Source organism: Rhodococcus sp. PBTS 1, assembly GCF_001620025.1.
In the GTDB taxonomy this organism is placed as follows: domain Bacteria; phylum Actinomycetota; class Actinomycetes; order Mycobacteriales; family Mycobacteriaceae; genus Rhodococcoides; species Rhodococcoides kroppenstedtii.
The window spans coordinates 802,160-822,104 of record NZ_CP015219.1; the positions used below are offsets into that span (position 1 = coordinate 802,160).

Sequence of the window (19,945 nt, forward strand, 5' to 3'; positions counted from 1 at the left end):
GCCGCGTGTCGGCGGGTCGGGTTACGGTCGCGGGCACGCGGCTCGAACGGGTCGCACGGTGGGTGTCCTTCGCGGGTCGTCCACGACGCGTCGGACGGGAGAGACGAGTGCTGGAGATTCATCGCGCCGAGCGCTCCGACACTCTGGCCGACGCCCTGGCGCACCTGCTGCGCACGCCGCTCGCGGATCCGTTCACCACCGAGATCGTCGCCGTGCCGGCCAAGGGTGTGGAGCGGTGGCTGCATCAGCGACTGTCCGGCGTCCTCGGCGTCGGCTCCGAGCGGATGGCCGACGGCATCGCCGCCGGCATCGAGTTCCCCTCGCCGAGTCGGCTCGTGGACGACGTCGTGTCCACCGTCGGCGGGATCGATCCCGCCGACGATCCGTGGGCGGCGGACGCCGCGGTGTGGGCGACGCTGCGGACCATCGACGAGTGCACGGCCGAGCCGTGGTGCGCCGTGCTCGCCGCCAGCATCGGCGCCGCTGCCGAGTTCGACGAGTCCGACGGTGCGGACGAGCATCGGCGCGGGCGCCGTTGGTCCACCGCTGCCCGGGTGTCGGGGTTGGTTCGCACCTACGCCGCGCAGCGGCCCGCCATGCTCCGGGACTGGGCCGCCGGGGTCGACTCCGACGGGGCGGGCGGCGACTTGCCGGACGACCTCCGATGGGAGGCCGAGCTGTTCCGCCGTCTGCGAGGCCGGCTCGGCCCGCACCCGGCGGAGCGGTGGGAAACGGTCTGCGCGCAGCTCCGGCAGGAGCCCGGCCTGCTCTCGCTGCCCGAGCGGGTGTCGGTGTTCGGGCCGACCCGACTGAGCACCGCGCAGCGAGACGTCCTGCACGCGCTCGCCGCACACCGGGCGGTCCACCTCTGGTTGCCGCATCCCTCACCGGCTCTGTGGGACGCGGCCTCGACCATCGCGCCCGGGAGTCGGCGCCGACAGGTCGACCGCGCTCTGTCCGGCGGACACCCACTGCTGGTGAGTCTGGCGCGGGACGTCCGCGAACTCCGCCCGCTCGTCGCCCCGATGGCCGATTCGGACGAGTACCTGACCCCCGAGCCCGATTCCGCCGGCGACACCGTGTTGCGGCGACTGCAGCGTGACGTCGTCGCCGATCGTGCGCCGTCGCCGGAGGTCGGGGTCGAGTTCGACGGCAGCGTCGAGGTCCACGCGTGCCACGGTGCGGCCCGCCAGGTCGACGTTCTGCGGGACGCGTTGCTCCACGCCTTCCGGGACGACCCGACCCTCGAACCGCGGGACGTCCTCGTCATGTGCCCGGACGTCGAGACCTTCGCGCCGCTGATCCGCGCGGCGTTCGGCGGTACCGCGGCCGCAGCTCCGGGGGTGCGGCGGGTGTCCGGTCACCCCGCGCACACGCTCCGTGTCCGGCTGGCCGATCGAGGGCTGCGGCGCACCAACCCGGTGCTCGAGGTCGTCGCCACGATGATCGAGTTGGGCACCGCCCGCGTGACGGCGACGCAGATGCTCGACGTCGCCGCCCTCTCGGCCGTCCGCACGCGATTCCGATTCACCGACGACGACCTCGAGCGCCTGCGGGAGTGGACGCGGGAGTCGGGCGCACGGTGGGGAATCGACACCGTGCAGCGGTCGGCGTTCGGGCTTCGCGACTTCGAGCAGAACACCTTCTCGGCGGCGCTCGACCGCCTGCTGCTGGGGGCGGCCGCCGACGAGTCCACCGGCGAATGGTTGGGGCTCGCGCTGCCGGTCGACGACGTCGACGGCGCCGACCTCGACCTGGTGGGTCGGTTCGCCGAACTGGTCGACCGCGTGTCGAAGGTGCTCCACGGGCTGCGCGGCGAACGTCCCGCCACGGAGTGGCGCGATCATCTGGTGCTCGCGATGGACCTGCTGGCCGACGTGCGTCCCAGCGACGACTGGATCCGCGCGGACGCCGGTCGCGAGATCTCCGCGGCCTTCGAGGGTGCGGGCGACGTGCCGCTGCGGTCCGCCGACGTGCGCGCCCTTCTGGACGAGCGATTCGCCGGCCGTCCCACGCGGTCGAACTTCCGCACCGGCGAACTGACCGTCTGCACCATGGTGCCCATGCGATCGGTGCCTCACCGCGTGGTCGCGTTGCTCGGTCTGGACGACGACGTCTTTCCCCGCGTGGGCCACGTCGACGGTGACGACGTGCTCGCGCGGGACCCCGTCGTCGGGGAACGGGACGTGCGGAGCGAAGACCGGCAGCTGCTGCTCGACGCGGTGATGGCGGCCACCGATCGGCTGCTGCTGTTCTACACCGGCGCGAACCCGACCACCGGTGTGGTCGAGCCGCCGGCCATTCCGCTCGCCGACGTGATCGACGCGGTCACGGCGACGGCCGGACGATCGCCCGTCGTCCGACACCCCCTGCAGCCGTTCGATCCGTCGTCGTTCGCGGCGGCGGCCCCGCGCAGCTTCGATCCGGCCGCCCTCGCCGGGGCGCGAGCGTTGCAGCGTCCGCCCGCGCCGGCACCTCCGTTCCTGGCCGAGCCGCTGCCGCCCGCCCCGGCGGAGGACGTCGACCTGACCGATCTGCTCGCGTTCGTGCGCAACCCGATCGGGGCGTTCCTGCGGCAGCGTCTGCAGGTGCGGGCGGACATCACCGAGGACGAGATCGAGGACGCCCTCGCGGTGCAGCTGGCGCCGCTGGCGAAGTGGGCGCTGGGCGATCGCATGCTCACCCAGATGTTGTCGGGCGTCGACGCCGCGCGGATCCGCGCGGCGGAGTGGCGTCGTGGCTCCCTGCCCCCGCATCACCAGGGGCGTCGTGAACTCGAGGACGTCGAGTTCGTCGTCGGTGAGGTGTACCGCGCCGCGGCGCCCGTCCACGTCGGTGTTCCCGACACCCTCGACGTCGCCGTCGACCTCGGGGAGGGACGCCGACTGACAGGCAGCGTTCCCGGTGTCCACGGCACCACCGTCGCGCGCGCTCGCTACTCGACGCTGAGTGCCGTGCATCGGCTGGAAGCCTGGGTGCATCTAGTGGCGCTGACCGCGCAGGACCCGTCGCGCGGGTGGACGGCGGTGACCACCGGCCGCACCTCGAACCGGGCGCTCCGTCAGGTACTCCGCACCCCGGACGCGGCGACGGACGTCCTGCGCGATCTCGTCGATCTGCGGGACCGAGGACTGCGGGGACCCTTGCCGCTGACCACGAAGGCCGGCTGCCTGTACGCCGACCGGGTGACCAACGGGGTCCGCGAGGACGCGGCGTTGGAGGCCGCGGAACGTGAGTTCGGAGGGTTCGGCGACGGCTCCGACGCCGCCGTGCGTCTGGTCCACGGGCCGACGGTCGCCTTTCGGGATATCACCGCCGAGACTCCGCGGGACGAGGAACGGGCCTGGTCGCCGGACCCCACCCGGTTCGGGGTGCTGGCCCGTCGACTCTGGGCGCCGCTGTTGGCTCACGAGACCCTGGAGCGTCAGTGACCGAGAGAGTCGGAACGCCAGTGACCGAAAGAGCTGGAGAAATAGTGACCGGGAGTGCTGGCGCGTCAGTGAATTCGTTCGACCTGACCGGACCGCTTCCGTTCGGAACGACGGTCCTCGAAGCGAGCGCGGGGACGGGCAAGACGTATGCGATCGTCGGCCTCGCGGCGCGCTACGTCGCCGAGGGGATCGCCGAGATCTCGGACATCCTGCTGGTGACCTTCAGCAAGTTCGCCACTCGTGAGCTCCGCGAGCGCACCCGCGCCCGGTTCACCGAGCTCGCGGCGGCACTGGCGGATCCGGACGCAGCGCGATCATCGGGGGACGAACTCGCGGCCCACCTCGCGTCGACAGCCGATGCGGACGTCGTCGTACGTCGTCGTCTGCTGCGTGCGCTGTCGGAGTTCGACGCCAGCACCATCGCCACCACGCACAGCTTCTGTCAACGCATGCTGGACGGTCTCGGTGTCGCCGGTGAACCGGAGCCCGGGTCGGTGTTCGTCGAGTCCGTCGACGACATCGTGGTCGACGTCGTCGACGACGCTTACCTCCGGCGCTACAGCCGACTGTCCGAGACGCCGCCGGTCCCGCCCAAGGACGCGCGCGCCGTCGGGCGGGCGGCCGTGGCGGATCGTCGGGCGACCCTCGGCCCCGACGCGCCGGAGGGCACCACCGCGGGGGACCGCGTCGCCCTCGCGCGGGAGGTGCGGAACGAGACCGAGCGCCGCAAGAGGCTCGCAGGCATCCGCGATTACGACGACCTGCTGAGTCTCCTGCACGACGTGCTGATCGATCCGCAGCACGGCGAGGCGGCCTGCCGGCGCATCCGCGACCGATTCCCCGTGGTGCTGGTCGACGAGTTCCAGGACACCGATCCGCTGCAGTGGGAGATCCTGCGCCGCACGTTCCACGGTCACGGCGGCGTCCTCGTGCTCGTCGGCGACCCTAAACAGGCCATCTACGCCTTCCGCGGCGCCGAGGTCACCAGTTACCTCGACGCGGTCGGCGTCGCCGACCACCGACTGGCGCTCACCACCAACCGGCGTAGCGACGAGGACGTGGTGCGCTCGCTGGCGCATCTGTACGAGGGTGCGGCGCTCGGCGCCGACGAGATCGTCGTGACGGACGTGTCGGCGGCGCAGCGGGCACGCCGCCTGGTGGGTCCGCCGGGGACGGCCGATCCGATGCGGCTGCGCGTCCTGCCCCGCACGGGGTGCGGACCGCTCGGGCGGTCGGGATTTCCGTCGGCGCCGCGCATCCGGGAACGGATCGCCCGCGATGTCGCCGAGCAGATCGTCACGCTGCTGACCAGCGGCGTCACGGTGGAGGGAGCGCCGGTGGGTCCGGGTGACGTCGCGGTGTTGGTGCGGACCAAGAGCCAGGCGGAGACGGTGCGCTCCGCGCTCGACGCCGCGGCGGTGCCGTCGGTGCTCACCGGCGGTGCCGACGTGTTCGGTACGCCCGCCGCGGCCGAGTGGCTCCGTGTGCTCGAGGCGGTGGAGCAGCCGCACCGGGCCGACGTCGTGCGCCGCGCGGCACTGACTCCTCTGCTCGGATGGACGGCGGCGCGGCTGGACGCCGAGGGCGACGCGGCCACGTCCGAGCTCAGCGCCCGGTTCCGCGAGCTGGCGTCGGTGGCCGAGCGCGTCGGCTTCGCGGCGATGGTCGAATCTCTCACCGGCACCACGGAATTCCTTTCTCGCGTCCTCGGTCGTGAGCGGGGTGAACGCGAGTCGACCGACCTGACCCACGTCGCCCAGCTGCTCGACCGCGAGTTCCCGGGAGCGGGTCACGGGATCGCGTCACTGACTCGATGGCTCGCCGACCGCGTCGCCGATCCCACCCTGGGAACGGCGTCGGACCGGAGTCGTCGACTCGACAGCGATGCCGACGCGGTGCAGGTTGCCACCGTGCATTCGGCCAAGGGCCTCGAATACCCGGTGGTCTTCGTGCCGTTCGCGTGGGCCGCGACCGGGGCTTTCGATCTCCAGACGCTGCTCCACCACGAGGACGGACGACGCATCCTCGACGTCGGCGGCGACAGCGCGCCCGGGTACGCCGCACGGCGCCGGCTGCACGACGACGAGGCCGCGGGGGAGGAATTGCGCCTGCTCTACGTCGCGCTGACCCGCGCTCGCAGCCAGGTCGTGGTCTGGTGGGCGCCCTCGGCCATCACCCGAACGGGTCCGCTGCACCGGTTGCTGTTCGGTCGGCTGCCCGGGGTCGCCGCGCCGGAACGTGCGTGTCGCGTCCCGTCCGACGACGCCGCGCTGACCCAGTTGACCGCGTGGGCCGACGGCCGGGTGAGCGTCGAGGCCGTCGGGGCCCCCGCGACATCGCGACTCGACCCGCGGGGCGGAGCCGGTACTCCGGAGCCGCTCGCCGCAGCGGTGTTCGATCGCACGCTCGATCACGCGTGGCATCGCACCTCGTACACCGCCCTGACCGCCGGAGCGCACCAGGCGCACGGTCCGACCGCCGACGCGGAGGTGGACGAGTCGGAGGATCCCGGCGTGGTCGACGAGCCGGCGGGACCTGCCGTCGTCGCCGAGACCGGGTCCGCCGAGGAGTCCGCGCTGGCGTCGCCGATGAACGGACTGCCGGCGGGCGCGGCGTTCGGCACGCTGGTGCACGACGTCCTGGAGTTCGTCGACACCTCGGCGCCGGACCTCGATGCCGAACTCGACGCACGATGTCGGGACGCGGCGTCGCGGCTCGGGGCCGACCTCGACCCCGCGCACCTGGCCCGCGCACTCGGTGCAGTGCTGCGGACCCCGCTCGGCTTCGGCACGCTCGCCGAGGTCGGTCCGGCGGATCGACTGTCGGAGTTGGACTTCGAACTCCCGCTCGGCGGTGGTGATCGCGCCGACCGCCGGTGCGCCTCGGTGCACGACATCGCCGACCTGGTGACGCGGCATCTCCCGGCGGACGACGTCCTCGGCGAGTATCCGAGCCACCTGCGTCGCCTCGACGATCGGGAGTTGCGCGGATACCTCACCGGCAGCATCGATTCCGTGATCCGGGTCCACGGAGCCGACAACGGCGAGCCGAGCTTCGTCGTCGTCGACTACAAGACCAACCGCATCGTGGCGGGCGACCTCACCGTCGATCACTTCACCACCGAGGCGATGGCGACGGAGATGATCTCGGCGCACTACCCGCTGCAGGCTCTGCTGTATTCGGTGGCGCTGCACAGGTTCCTGCGGTGGCGACTGCCCGGCTATCGGCCCGAGGTCCATTTCGGCGGTGTGCAGTACCACTTCGTCCGAGGGATGGCGGGTCCGGAGACCCCACCCGGTCGGGGCGTGTTCGCGTGGCACCCGTCGGCCGCCCTGGTGACGGACCTGTCCGATCTCGTGTCGGGAGGAGCGGCGTGAACGACCGAGACCGCTACCCGGCGTCGGTCGCGCAACGCGGCAAGGGTCTCCTCCGCGTCTTCGACGAGGCGGGCGTGCTCACCGCCGCGGACGTCCACGTGGCCCTGCGGCTGGGCAAGCTCGGCGGCGAGTCCGACGAGTTCGCCCTGTTCGCCGTGGCGCTCGCCGTTCGGGCCGTCCGCGCCGGATCGGTGTGCCTCGACATGACCCGACTGCGCGACGTCACGGCGGACGAGGACGTGGACCTCGACGCGCTGCCCTGGCCGGACGATGCCGCCGTGCTGGACGCCGTTCGTCGCAGTCCGCTGGTCCTCGGGAGCGAGGCCGGACCGCTCCGGCCCATCCTGCTGATCGACACCGCCGACGGTCCTCTGCTCTACCTCCAGCGGTACTACCTGCAGGAACGCACCATTCGTGACGTCCTCGCGGACCGCGCGCGCAGCGCACCGGACGTCGACGTCGACGCGGTGGCGGCGGCGCTCGACCGGTTCTTCCCCGGCAGCGAGCCGCCCGATCGGCAACGGATCGCCGCGGCCGTCGCCGCCACGGCGTGGACGACGGTGATCGCCGGCGGTCCGGGCACCGGAAAGACGCACACCGTGGCGCGCATCCTCGCGCTGCTGCAGTCGCTGTACGGGTCGCACCTGCGTCTCGGTCTCGCCGCGCCGACCGGGAAGGCGGCGGCGCGATTGCGCGAGTCCGTCGAGACCCAGAGCGAGGAGCTGGGTCTGCGGAACGTGCCCGGCGCGATGACGGTGCATCGACTGTTGGGGTGGCGTCCCGGCCGCAGCCGGTTCCGACACGACGCACACAACCGTCTGCCCTACGACGTCGTGGTCGTCGACGAGACCTCGATGGTGTCCTCGACGATGATGAGCAGGCTCCTGGCCGCGATGCGGAGCGATGCCCGACTGATCCTGGTGGGCGACCCGGACCAACTCACCTCGGTCGATGCGGGTGCGGTGCTGGCCGACCTCGTCGCCCGTCCCGTGACGGGTGCGGTGCCGGACGCGGTGACGCGTCTGACTGCGCGCGACCTGGCCGACACACTGCCGGGGGACGGGACGGAACGCGCGCTCGGCACGCGCGAGCGTGAGCGACTGGCCGCGGGCATCGTGCGCTTGAGTCGCGGTCGCCGGTTCGGCGGTGCCATCGCCGATCTCGCCGTGGCCGTTCGCGACGGTGACGCCGACACCGTGATCGACATTCTCCGCGCGCAGCCGCCGGGCATCGAGTTCCACCCCGATTCGGCCGCGGACGCGGTGGACCGAGACGTGGTCGCCACCGCGCGTTCGGTTCTCGCCGCGGCCGAGGTCGGTGACGCCGCGTCGGCGCTGGACGCGCTCGAGCGGCACCGCACTCTGTGTGCGCACCGCGAGGGCCCGTACGGCGTCCGGCACTGGTCCGCGCGGGCGGCCGAGCGGATCGGGGCCGACCGCGGGTCCTTCCTCGACGAGGACACCTGGTACGTGGGGCGCCCGCTGTTGATCACCGTGAACGATCACGACAACCGGGTCTACAACGGTGACACCGGGGTGGTGGTGAGCGACGGCGACGGCGGGGTACTCGCGGCCTTCGCCCGCGGCGACCGCCCACTCACCGTGCACCCCAGCCGCCTGTCCAGCGCCGTCAGCGTGCACGCCATGACCATTCATCGATCGCAGGGAAGTCAGTACGACACCGTGTCGGTGGTGCTTCCGGACGACAGGTCCTCGCTCCTCACCCGCGAATTGCTCTACACGGCGGTGACCCGTGCCCGGAAGGTCGTCCGCGTTCTCGGGTCGGAGGAGGCCGTGCGCAGCGGCGTGGGACGCCGAGTGCTCCGGGCCAGCGGACTCCGACGCGACCCGGGAACGCCCGTGGGGCGTGAGGCCTGAGGGGCGGTCTCGAGGTCCGGCGCCGCAGATGCGCGTGCGCTATATTCACCGCGTCCGCAGTCGGGGGGACTGCGCCGAGAGCCGTGAACGGCGGCAGGGGGCGGTTGATGAGGTCGACGGTGGTCGCGGGTCTGGTTTCCCGCCCCCGGAACGGGCACGGTGATCCGTCGTCCTCCGGTGCCGCCTCAGGTGTCGACCGAGTCCTCGCCGGGCCGCTTCCGCTGCGCCACCGCGTCCTCGTCGTCGACCTCGGGGCTCCATCTTCGTCCGCCTCCGCCCGCCCGTCCGACCGGTCGGACCCCGCCCGGCGGGTGCTCCGCGACCTGGCGGACGCGATCGGTCGGTATCGTCCCGGCAGCGTCGTGGCGTGGCATCCCGCCGACGCGGCGGCGGCGACACTCACGCTCGCCTCGACCGGTGACGATGCTGCCGACCGGATGCCCCCGACGGGGTCTCCGCTGCGCACGCGCCGATCTGGCGTCGACGAGGTGGCGTCGGGCCGATCCGCTCGCCCGTTGACCACCGCCGACGTCGCGGCGGCGGTGGCGCGGCTGTCCTCGATGCGCCAGACCGTCGTCGTCTGCGCGCGACCGGACGATCCCTGGTTCGAGGTCCTCGCCGGCGACGCGGACGCCGTGGTGGTGCCGGTCGTCGACGACGAGACGGTCTCGCGCGCGATCGCGCTGACCGATCTGGTGGACGCCGGGCGACTTACGGTGGTGCGCCCGGGCGGAGCGTGTGGACGCACCACCGAGGTGCGACGCCGGCTCGGGGAGGCCGGCATCCGGACCGTCCTCGACGTGACCGAGAGTGTCGAGGGACTCGACGGGGGCGAGGGGCTCCCGGGGATCGCAGCCGGCGAAGCCGACAGCGCCGACGCCGACTGGTCGCGTGCCGCGGCGGTGATCCTGCGTCCGCGACCGGCCGGTCGCGGCCACGCCTCCGCAGAACCGGTGCTGTCCTTCGAGAGCACCACGGCCACGCTCCGCGCCCGGTCGCACGGCGAGCGGGGCCGCGTCGGTCACGGCCTCGGTCGGTCGATCGGAGGCGCGCGCGGCGGGCGTCGTCGCCGTTCCGTCGCCGCCCTGCTCGCCACGGCAGCTGTCGTCCTGGTCGTCGGGTTGGGTGCGTCGGTCGCGCTGTTCGCGAGTGGCGGTGGCGGTGGCGGGGATTCGGCCCCCGAGTCGGCACGGACGGACGCGGCGAGCGCGTCGACGCGGGCGGACGCGGCGAGCGCGTCGACGGCCGAGGTGGTGTTGGACGGTCCCGGCGTGATCGCCCGGTTCGACGACCTCTACTACCGGGACCGGGACGCCGCCGCGGCGGCCGCGCTGTGGGACCTGCCCGCGGGCGTCGACCGTGCCGCGATGGTCGCCGACCTCCAGTCGTCCATCGATGCGGTGCAGCCGGGTACGACCCATCGCCTCGACATTCGTCCGACCAGCGCCCCGGACGTGTACGACGCCGTCCTGACTCTGATCACGCCGGACGGTCGGCAGTTCGATTTCGACCAGCAGTTCGTCGTGCGCGGCGGCGACCGCGGATTCACCATCGTGCGCAAGATCGAGTGCAGCGCAGCGTGTTCCGCGCCCACCGAAACGGATACGGAGACGGGACGATGAGACCGACAGCGACGCTGCACCGGGCAGCACCATCGCGGTGGTCCCGCGGGTTGATGCCGTGGATCGCGGCGGCGGGCCTGGTGACCGGCGGGGTGGCCGCCGTCGCGATCGGCGCGCCGACCTCGGCGCTGGCGGCGCCGTCGACGTCCGACGAGGACCCGTCCACGGCGGACCGTGACGAGATGTCGTTGTCGGAGCGGAAAGCCGACGACGAGCGCCGGTCCGGGATGACTTTCCAGGAACGGGTCATGGAAGACACCGCCCGAAACCGCGCTGCCGCCGAACGTGAGGAGGAGGAGCGCAAGGAGGCGGAGGCGCGTGCCGAGCGCGCTGCGCTCGCCGAGGCCGCCGCCACGAACATGCAGTCGGGCGCGGCGCCGGCCCCGGCTCCGGCGCCGTGGGTCCTGCCGCCGCTGCCGCCCTTGCCGTTCGAGGTCCCCGGACTCACCCCGCCGCCGCCTCCTTCACCGGCCGTGTCCGCGCCGTCGGCCCCGCCGCCTGCTGCCGAGGAGCCCCCGGCTCCGACAGCCGTCGACGTGCCCATCGAGCCGGCCGTCGTCGAGGAACCGGACCGGCCCGCGCCGCCGCAGTCCGGCGCGCTGGAAGAGGTACCGCCCTCACAGGACGTTCCGGAGGAGCCGGAACCGCAGCGTGCCCCCGTGCCGAGTCCGGTACCGCTACCCGCGACGCCCCAGGTCCAGACCGCCCCGTCGGCGCCGACGGGTGGGCCCGGACCGCACGGCGGGGGAGGCGCCGGTCCCGATCCCGACGCGGGCGGTCCCGATCCCGACCTGCCGGGTGACCCCGATGGACCGGCCGATCGGGTGGCCGGCGCCGGGGCGACGTGGCCCGCGGGCGAGCGACCGGGGGAGTCGGGCAGCCGACACGCGGCTGCCGACGGACCGCCGGCCGGCGCGAAGGCCACCTGGACCGAGTCGACGTCCGCACCGTCGTGGGTGAATCCGGCTCCGTCCGGGTCCGACGACGGCGGTCGTCACGGTGCCGATCCGGGGTGGACCAACCCGACTCCCGGCTAGGGGAAGGACGGTCGCCTCAGCCCGCCACACGCGCGGAGGCCGCGCACAATGCACCCCAGCCGAGTGCGACGGCGACGGCCTTGGCTCGCGTCGCGGCGTCGGGGGCCGCGACGGCGAACAGCGCCGCATCGCCGAGGTCCGAGGCGACCCGCACGCCGATCGCCGTGCGCAGCGGGGTTCCTCGACGCGCCACCACCATGGCTGCTCCGCTCGCGATGTCCCGCAACGCGAGGCCACGCACCGCGGTGGCGACGGACGGGGACACGAACCCGGAATCCGACGTCAGCCCGGCGGGCGCGGCCAGGGTGCGCGGGGAGGCGAGGACCACCGCGCTGTAGGCCACGGTGAGAGCGCCGAGCACGCGGGGAGCGCGGGTCAGCAGGGAGGACGTCGTCGATGTCATACCCGGCGTCATACCCCGATTCGCCGTCCGCTCCACCTGCCGGCCCGTCAGCGCCGGAGAACGAGGATGCCGTTCACGTCGTCGACCACGCGGTACCCGTCGTCCAGCGCGGCGCTCACCGCCCGGCGGTCGCCCTCGGCGTTCTGGGGCCAGCCCGGCGGATTCGCCTGGTCGACCAGGATCCAGTCGGGAGTGGTCGAGTCCGACGGACGCTGCGGGAAGACCGTTGTGGGGTGCGTGGCGACGAGGTGGGGCACCAGATCGTTCGACGCGGACACCCGGGCGTCGCGGGGGATGTCCGCGCTCACCTCGCGCACCGTCTCGATGCGTGGATCGACGCGCCATCCGTCGGCGGAGGCGAGCCGAGCCAAGGGTTGGAACGGCAGCGCGATCAGGGCGACGGCGGCGACCACAGCGAGCACGATGCGTTCCGCCCGCGGCGAGAGCTCACCTCGCGTCCGCCCGCGCACGAGGGCGTCGATCAGCGCGGCGAACAGGATCGGCATGAGGACGGCGTTGTAGTGGAAGATCGGCTTCCAGAAGTTCGTGTTGTCGCTGAGGAACCGCCACGCCACCGTGGGGACGGCCACGAGCGTCAGCGGTGAGCGCAGGGCGGCGAAACCGGTGATCGCCAGCAGCAGCAGGATCGTCGCCGCCCGGGAATCGCCGCTCACCAGGCCGTGGGTGGTCTCCGCGATGCCTTCGGTGAGCGGCGGCAGCTTCGATCCCTGGCCGTAGGCGTCGTCCGGACTGAGCGCGGGCACGATGACCGTCACCGCGAGCACGGTCCACACGGCACCCCACGCCGCAGTGGCCACCCCCAGAAGGCGGGTGCGCCCGGTGGTCCACAGCGCGATCAGGGCGCCGACGACGACCACCGTCAGGCCCATGTCCTCCTTGACCCAGACCAGTGGGAGCGTCCACGCCGCGGCGGCACGCCACCGTCCCTGCCCCAGTGCCGACATCGCGAAAGCCAGCAGCGGTACGGCGAAGGCGATCTCGTGGAAGTCGAAGTTCAGCGCCGACTGCAGTCCCCACGACAGCCCGTACCCGACGGCGACCACCAGCGCGGGGACGACACCGAGGTCGCGGTACGCCCACCGGGTGAGGGGGACGACGCCGACGGCGAACAGCACGGCCTGCGCCACCAGGAGCGTCTCGGGTGCGGGCGCCAGCGCGTAGAGCGGGGCGAGCAGCACCGTGATCGGGGAGAAGTGGTCCCCGAGGGTGTTCCACCCGGTGCCGAGCAGGTCCGATGTGGGAGCCCGCCCGGCCGCGTAGGACGAGATCTGCTGCACGAAGATCCCGAGATCGAACCCGGACGTCCGGCCCTGGTAATGGCCGGTCACCGAGAGTGCGGCGTAGAGCGGAGCGAGGAGCAGGAAGGCGACCGCCGGCAGTGCGACGTCGGGGCGACGCCACCGCGCCGCGGCGGATCGCCACAGCCGCATCCGAGAGGCCGCACCGGCTCGGGGCGCCGGTGCGGCCGCGGTGGTCGAAGCGTTCTCGAGGGCCGTCACAGCATTCAGTGTCTACACGACGATCGTGAGACGCGGCTGTGAACGACCCCGTCGCCGGGTCAGCGGCTGACGGCCTTCTTGTAGCGATGAATGGCGAGCGGCACGAAGATCGCGAGGATCAGGGCCGACCATCCGAGGGTGGCCAGGACCGGATGCTGCAGCGGCCACACGTCCGGGACCGGTGCCAACGGGCTGGTGTTGCCGAACAGATCGCGACAGGCCTGGGTGATGGCCGAGATGGGGTTCCACTCGGCCGCCACACGCAGGGGACCGGGCAGGTCCGAGCTCTGCACGAAGGTGTTGGCGATGAACGTCAGCGGGAAGATGACGATGAAGGTCGCGTTGTTGAACACCTCCGGCGTCCGGATCCACAGTCCGATCACGGCCATCACCCAGGACAGGGCGTAGGCGAAGAGCAACAGGAGTGCGAACCCCGCGAGCGCCTCGAGGAACGAGGACCGGATGCGCCATCCGACGAGCAAGCCCGTCAGCGACATGACCACCAGCGAGATCACGTTGATGAGGATGTCGCTGCTGGTGCGGCCGACCAGCACGGCCGACGGGGCCATGGGCAGTGTCCGGAAGCGGTCGATGATGCCCTTCTGCATGTCCTCGGCGAGCCCGAGCCCGGTCCACGTCGAGCCGAAGATCACGGTCTGCGCGAAGATGCCCGCGATGAGGAATTCGCGGTAGGAGGTGCCGGGGACGTCGATCGCCGATCCGAAGATGTACGCGAAGACCAGCACGAACATGATCGGCGAGAGCAGGGTGAAGACGATCAGGTCCGGAACCCGCTTGAGCTTGATGAGGTTGCGCCGGGCGATGGTGACGCCGTCGGACAGGGCGAGCAGGGGAGCGGTCATCGGACGGATCCTGTCGAGGCGGACGCCGCGGCGTCGGAATCGGCGGTGTCGTCGGCCGTGGCGCGGCCGGTCAGGGTGAGGAACACGTCGTCCAGGCTCGGCTTGGCCAACGAGGCGTCGGTGGGAATCACGTCACGTTCGCGCAACGCCAGCAGCGCGTCCGACAGCGTGATCGCACCGTCGGACGCCGGCATGGTGATTCGCCGGGACGAGGGGTCGGTGGACAGGTCCCCGGCGGTCCGGCCGAGGACCTCGGCGGCGGTGCGTAGATCGTCGTCCGAGCCGAGAGTGAGATCGATGCGAGCGCCGCCCACGCGGGACTTGAGGTCGTCCGCCGTTCCCCGCTCGATCACCACGCCGTGGTCGATGACCGCGATCCGGTCGGCGAGACGATCCGCTTCCTCGAGGTACTGCGTGGTGAGGAGCAGAGTCGTGCCCGCCGCCACCAACTCGTCGATGACGGACCACAGCTCGATGCGTGCGCGCGGATCGAGTCCGGTGGTGGGCTCGTCGAGGAACAGCACGGGCGGATCCGCGACCAGGGCGCCGGCCAGGTCGAGTCGACGGCGCATGCCACCGGAATACCCCTTGACCGGGCGATCGCCCGCCTCCACGAGGTCGAACCTCTCGAGCAATTCGCGCGCGCGGGCGGCGCTGCGCTTGGCTCCGAGATGGTAGAGCCGCCCCACCATGTCGAGGTTCTCGAAGCCGGTGAGGTACTCGTCCACCGCCGAGTACTGCCCGGACACGCCGATGCGGGATCGCAGCTCGGCCGCGTCCCTCACCACGTCCAACCCGGCCACGGTGGCCGTGCCGGCATCCGCCGTCAACAGGGTGGTGAGAACACGAATGGTGGTGGTCTTGCCCGCGCCGTTGGGGCCGAGCAGCGCCATCACCGTCCCCTCCTGGACCTCGAGGTCCAGGCCGTCGAGCGCGTGAACGTCCCCGTAGTGTTTGACCAGCCCGGTGGCCACGATGGCCGGTCCGGAGTCTCCCCGTCTGCCCATGTTCTCCCCTTCTCGCCCGGTTCTCGCCTGGTTCGCGCCGACCTACCTACGACTGACTCCGGTCGACCGCGGAACTCATCGCACCACGAGCCACCGACACGATTCGCCCCACGCGGACCCCGGGCCGGCCCCCCGGGGGGTCCGTCGGTGGTTTGAGGAGGGAACGGCTGCGGTTATTCGACCGTCACGGCCGGGTGCGGTGCTCTCGCCTCCGACTCGGCGTTCGCAGGTAGACGACAGAACGGGGTTCGTGGTGTCCGAGTACGACTACATCATCGTCGGGGGCGGCATGGTCGCCGACAATGCCGCGAAGGGAATTCGCGAACAGGACCCGACGGGGTCCATCCTCGTCGTCGGCAACGACGTCGACGCCCCCTACACCCGTCCCGCGCTGAGCAAGAAGCTGTGGACCGACGAGGAGTTCACCACGGACAAGGTGCCCCTGGGCACCGAGGAGACCGGCGCCACCGTGGTCACGGGCACCACCGTCACCGGACTGGACCGGGAGGCCCATACGATCACCACCGACGCGGGCGACACCCACACCTACCGGTCGCTGCTGCTCGCGACCGGCGCCGCACCGACGCAACTCGACCTGCCGCCGTCGGAACGCGTCGTGTACTTCCGGACGTTCGCCGACTACCGACGCCTGCGGGCTCTCGCGTCGGAGGGCACGCACGTCGCCGTCGTCGGCGGGGGGTACATCGGCACCGAGATCGCCGCCGCCCTGTCGCTGAACGGCGTGACGGTCACGCTCGTCACCAGTGACGACGTCGTCGGCGGGCACATGTTCCCCGAGACCCTCGCGCGCGAGTTCCACCAGAGTTTCGTCGATCACGACGTGACGATCCGCACGGGCGTGAAGGTGTCCACCGGTGAGCAGTCGGGCTCGTCGGTCACCTTGACGCTCGACGACGGAACGACGCTGGACGCGGACGCCGTCGTCTTCGGTCTCGGCGTGAAGCCCAACGTCGACCTGGCCGAGCAGGCCGGACTCGACGTCGACAACGGCATCGTGGTCGACGAGTACCTCCGGACCGCGGATCCCGACGTCTACGCCGCCGGCGACGTCGCGAACTATCCGGACGCGATCCTCGGGCGTCGTCGCATCGAGCACGTCGACAACGCCAACGAGATGGGAACGACCGCGGGCCGCATCATGGCCGGCTCCACCGATCCCTACACCTACACGCCGTACTTCTACTCGGACGTCTACGACAACGGCTATCAGGCCGTCGGGACGATGAGCACCGAGCTGACGACCGTCGAGGACTGGAAGACGCCGGGCAAGGAGGGCGTCGTGTACTACCTCGACGAGAACTCCGTGCTGCGCGGGGTGCTCATGTGGAACGTCTGGGAGGGCCTCGACGAGGCCAAGGAGATGTTGAAGTCGGACGCGCCGCGCTCCCGCGAGGACCTCGTCGGCGCACTGTGACCTCGGCCGGGTGCGGCGGGGCGCCGCACCCGGGCCGAGCTCAGTCCTCGATCAGCGACGGCGCCCGGCGCAGGTCCTCCACCGAGACCGCACGACCGGCGCTGTCCGCCAACGGGATTCGCCAGTTCTCGTACTGAGTCTCGTCGGTCCCCGGCTGATTCTGGATGCGGTGCTCGCCGACCATGTCCACCAGGGCCACCCCGAGCAGCCGTGACGGACTGCGTTGGATCAGGTGGTGCAGCGCGGCGACGGTCTCGGCCGTCGAGGCGTCGTCGGACAGCAACCCGTGCCGACGTGCCAGGTCCAGCACCGACTCTCGCTGCGCCTCGTCCTGCTCCCGCTCGGACTCGACGTCACGCTCGAGCAGGCCCAATCGCGCACGCAGGTCGATGTGCTCGCCCGCGAGATACCCGGCGGTGGGCGGGAGGTCGTGGGTGGTGACCGAGGTGAGGCAGAGTTCGCGATACTCGGCGGGATCGATCGGACCGTCGTCGTCCCGTTCGAACCACAGGATGGACGTTCCCAGAACGCCTCTCGACGCCAGGTACTCCTGCACCACCGGCTCGAACACGCCGAGATCCTCGCCGACCACCACGGCGCCCGCGCGGTCCGCCTCGAGGACGAGAATCCCGATCAGGGCCTCGTGGTCGTAGGTGACGTACGTGCCCTCGGCCGGCGTCGCCGCGTCGGTCGGAATCCACCAGAGGCGGAACAGGCCGAGAATGTGGTCGACCCGGAGACCACCCGCGTGCTTGAGCACGGTGCGCAGCATGTCGCGGTACGGCGCGTACCCCAACTCGGCCAACCGATCCGGCCGCCACGGCGGCTGATTCCATTGCTGGCCCTGCTGATTGAAGTCGTCGGGCGGGGCGCCGACCGTCACGCCCTCGGCCAGAGCCGATCCCAGCGACCACGCGTCGGCACCGCCCTGCGCGACGCCGACGGCGAGGTCGTGCACGACGCCGATGTCCATGCCGGCGCGGTGTGCGGACTCCTGCGCGTCGGCCAGCTGCTCGTCGCAGATCCACTGCAGCCAGCAGTGGAAGTCGATGCGGTGCGCCAGTTTCACCTGCTGCCGCTCGACCCACGGGGTGCGCGGCCCGGCGGCCTTGGTCCGCCACCGCTCGTCGGACGGCGACAACTTCTCGGTCAACGCGCACCAGGTGGCGAAGTTGTAGAGCCCCTCGCCCTCCTCGCGACGGAACTCGGCGAACGCCGCTTCGCGGGCGGGGCTGCGCGGCACCAGGAACACGGCCTCCAGGGCACGCAGTTTCGCGCGGAAGGACTTGTCCCGGTCGATCGAATCGGTGCGAGTGTTCGCACGGTGCAGGCGACGGGCGGCGTCGCGAATGCGCGCGTACTTGTCCCGCGGCAGCATGGCCGTCTCCCGGATGTTCTCGACCCGGATGTAGAGCGGGTTGACGAACCGACGGGTGGTGGGGAGATAGGGCGAGGCCTCGATCGGCGGGCGCGGCGCGGCCGCGTGCAACGGGTTGACCAACACGTAGTCCGCGCCGTGGTCCTCGCCGAGGATCGACGCCATGTCGGCCAGATCCGCGAAATCGCCGACGCCCCAGGACCGCGGGGACCGGACGGAGTACAGCTGCGCCAGGACGCCCCAGCGTTGCCGGTCGGCCAGTGCCGCGGTGGTGGACAGCACGGGCGGGGTCACCACCAGGGTGCACGTCGACGGCTCGTCACCGTCCACGTCGGCGATCAGGGTGTGCCACCCGGGCTCGAGGTCGGTGGGCAGGGCGAAGGTCGCGCGACCGACGAGCGCGCCGTCGATCTCGCGGGGGTCGACCCACACGTCACGTTGCTGCGTCTCGCGGCGCTCGCCGCTCTCGGTCTCGATCGACAGCGTCACCGACCGCCCGTGGGGAACGTGCACCGGCACGTCGCGGTCCGTGCCCGCCACGGTGACGACGGACGGTGGCAGGGTGCGCCGCCACGGGGCCTGCTCGTGCGCGGCGATGGCGGCGTCGGCCGCGTCTTCGTCGCTCGCGTCGACGTCGAGCGCGCCGAGCACCGCGCGCAGGGTGGATTCGGCGACGTCGCGACGGGTCTTGTCCCATCCTTCGTACGACGTCGCGACGCCGTGGAGGTCGGCGAGCGTGCGGAGGCGATCGATGTCGGTCACCCGATCGATCGTAGAGGCGGTGCGCGGTCGGGGCGTCATCCCGGGACCGAGGGCCGCGGTGGACCGGTGATGCGTCCACGGTCTGGAACGATGGAGAGGTCCGACGAACCCGGTTCGGCTTCCAGCGAGGTGTGACGCATGCCCGGTGATCCCACCGACGATCGCGCTCGACGCGCGGACACGGTCCGCCGCATCGCGGAGTCGGCCCGCATCGACGCGGTCCACGAGCCGCTCTCCGATCGTGCGGCGCTGCTCTACGCGCTGGGTCGGGTGGACGACACCGTCCGGTCCGTCGCGCTCGCGCGGTTGCGCGCCGGTCGCCGCTTCCCGGCCATCGGGGGCTTCGCGGCGCTGCGTCCGCTGGTGCGGGAGCTCGACTGGATCGAGGAGCGGCTGTCTCATGGCCGCGCGGGTCCGACGCGGGTGGCGCTGACGCAGCGAAAGGCGCTGTTGTCTCGGCGTCTCGGCGGTCTGCGGACGCGATTCGTCATGAGCTCGGCCCACTACGCGACGGGCGTGCGGGCGATCCGACGGGACCGACGCGACGGTCTGCACCTGGACGTCGACCAACGCACCGCGCTGTTCGAGGCGCTGTGCCACACGCCCGCTCCACTGGGGGCCGGCCCCGGTCCGCTGGGTCGGGCACGGGAAATCATCGGTGGCCTGGCGGCCGACCGGCTCGAGCCGGTGCACGAGCGCGGTGCCGCACTCGCTCGATCCGTGGCGGGAACCGACGTCGACCGCTTCACGGACCGGTACGAGACCATCGGTTTCCTCGCCGGCACGTACCACGACCGCATTCTGGGTGCGCGCATCTGGCACACCGACCTCTTCGCGGTGGCGCGGGCTCAGCTCGATCCCGGCCTCGAATTGGTCGGCATCGCGGTCGACGTGGTGGCGCTGGCGACCCTCGACGCGGACCTGACCGCCGCGTTCGAGGCGCAGGGCGACGCGATCGACGACGAGGGCCGTCGCGAGATCCTCCGTCGCCGCGGCGATCTCATCCCGGTCTGGGACCAGGTGATCGACCGCGTCGCTGCCCTGTCCCGCGTGGTGGACGAGATCGCCGTCGCCGAGGTCGAGCACCGCTCGCTGGACGTCCTCGCGCAGACGGCGGGATTGGACCGCCGCATCGAGGACCTCCTGGGTCGCTCGGGCGACCGCGAGATCTCGGCGGACAACACCCATTCCGTGTCCGATCAGATCTCGCGCGATCAATGGTGAGAACCCGAT

General features: G+C 71.9%; 12 protein-coding genes. 7 read left to right on the forward strand and 5 right to left on the reverse strand.

Features of this window, described 5'->3' with window-relative positions; genetic code table 11:
* The first annotated feature begins 107 nt into the window (after positions 1 to 107).
* The 5 genes from recC (at position 108) to A3Q40_RS20075 (ending at position 11,344) form a co-directional block, all read left to right on the forward strand.
* Entirely contained in the window at positions 108 to 3,431 is a 3,324-nt protein-coding gene (gene recC, locus A3Q40_RS03590) for an exodeoxyribonuclease V subunit gamma (RefSeq protein WP_068105109.1), read from the forward strand.
* A 44-nt stretch (positions 3,432 to 3,475) separates the two neighbouring features.
* Complete coding sequence (locus A3Q40_RS03595; RefSeq protein WP_068099826.1) at positions 3,476 to 6,808, forward strand: UvrD-helicase domain-containing protein; 3,333 nt, start codon at positions 3,476 to 3,478, stop codon at positions 6,806 to 6,808.
* Positions 6,805 to 8,685, forward strand: coding sequence for an exodeoxyribonuclease V subunit alpha (gene recD / locus A3Q40_RS03600; RefSeq protein WP_068099827.1), 1,881 nt, complete (start codon positions 6,805 to 6,807; stop codon positions 8,683 to 8,685). Before A3Q40_RS03595 ends, recD begins: the two co-directional genes overlap by 4 nt.
* A 362-nt stretch (positions 8,686 to 9,047) precedes the next feature.
* Positions 9,048 to 10,307 (forward strand): hypothetical protein, encoded by a 1,260-nt coding sequence (locus A3Q40_RS03605; protein WP_157889488.1) that lies wholly within the window; start codon positions 9,048 to 9,050, stop codon positions 10,305 to 10,307.
* On the forward strand, positions 10,304 to 11,344 hold the full coding sequence (locus A3Q40_RS20075) for a hypothetical protein (RefSeq protein ID WP_157889489.1): 1,041 nt from the start codon (positions 10,304 to 10,306) through the stop codon (positions 11,342 to 11,344). Before A3Q40_RS03605 ends, A3Q40_RS20075 begins: the two co-directional genes overlap by 4 nt.
* Positions 11,345 to 11,360: 16 nt before the next feature.
* Here A3Q40_RS20075 and A3Q40_RS03615 read toward each other — a convergent pair whose 3' ends face one another.
* Genes A3Q40_RS03615 through A3Q40_RS03630 form a run of 4 tightly spaced genes read right to left on the reverse strand, consistent with a single transcriptional unit; the run spans position 11,361 to position 15,137 of the window.
* Positions 11,361 to 11,747, reverse strand: coding sequence for a hypothetical protein (locus tag A3Q40_RS03615; RefSeq protein ID WP_068099830.1), 387 nt, complete (start codon positions 11,745 to 11,747; stop codon positions 11,361 to 11,363).
* A gap of 47 nt (positions 11,748 to 11,794) precedes the next feature.
* Positions 11,795 to 13,267, reverse strand: coding sequence for a DUF2079 domain-containing protein (locus A3Q40_RS03620; protein WP_068099831.1), 1,473 nt, complete (start codon positions 13,265 to 13,267; stop codon positions 11,795 to 11,797).
* Positions 13,268 to 13,326: 59 nt separating this feature from the next.
* On the reverse strand, positions 13,327 to 14,130 hold the full coding sequence (locus A3Q40_RS03625; protein ID WP_068099832.1) for an ABC transporter permease: 804 nt from the start codon (positions 14,128 to 14,130) through the stop codon (positions 13,327 to 13,329).
* Positions 14,127 to 15,137: an ATP-binding cassette domain-containing protein gene (locus A3Q40_RS03630; RefSeq protein WP_068099833.1), complete on the reverse strand. Its 1,011-nt coding sequence runs from the start codon at positions 15,135 to 15,137 to the stop codon at positions 14,127 to 14,129. The genes A3Q40_RS03625 and A3Q40_RS03630 overlap by 4 nt, the downstream gene beginning before the upstream one ends.
* A gap of 250 nt (positions 15,138 to 15,387) precedes the next feature.
* On the opposite strand from A3Q40_RS03630, the gene A3Q40_RS03635 reads away from it, so the two are divergent.
* A complete protein-coding gene (locus tag A3Q40_RS03635; protein ID WP_235606433.1) occupies positions 15,388 to 16,572 on the forward strand; it encodes an NAD(P)/FAD-dependent oxidoreductase in 1,185 nt (394 codons plus the stop codon).
* A gap of 40 nt (positions 16,573 to 16,612) precedes the next feature.
* On the opposite strand, the gene malQ is transcribed toward A3Q40_RS03635, so the two are convergent.
* Positions 16,613 to 18,751 (reverse strand): 4-alpha-glucanotransferase, encoded by a 2,139-nt coding sequence (gene malQ / locus A3Q40_RS03640; protein ID WP_261774857.1) that lies wholly within the window; start codon positions 18,749 to 18,751, stop codon positions 16,613 to 16,615.
* Between the two features lie 99 nt (positions 18,752 to 18,850).
* Between malQ and A3Q40_RS03645 the strand changes: the two genes are divergently transcribed.
* Complete coding sequence (locus A3Q40_RS03645) at positions 18,851 to 19,936, forward strand: hypothetical protein (protein WP_068099835.1); 1,086 nt, start codon at positions 18,851 to 18,853, stop codon at positions 19,934 to 19,936.
* Positions 19,937 to 19,945: the final 9 nt, after the last annotated feature.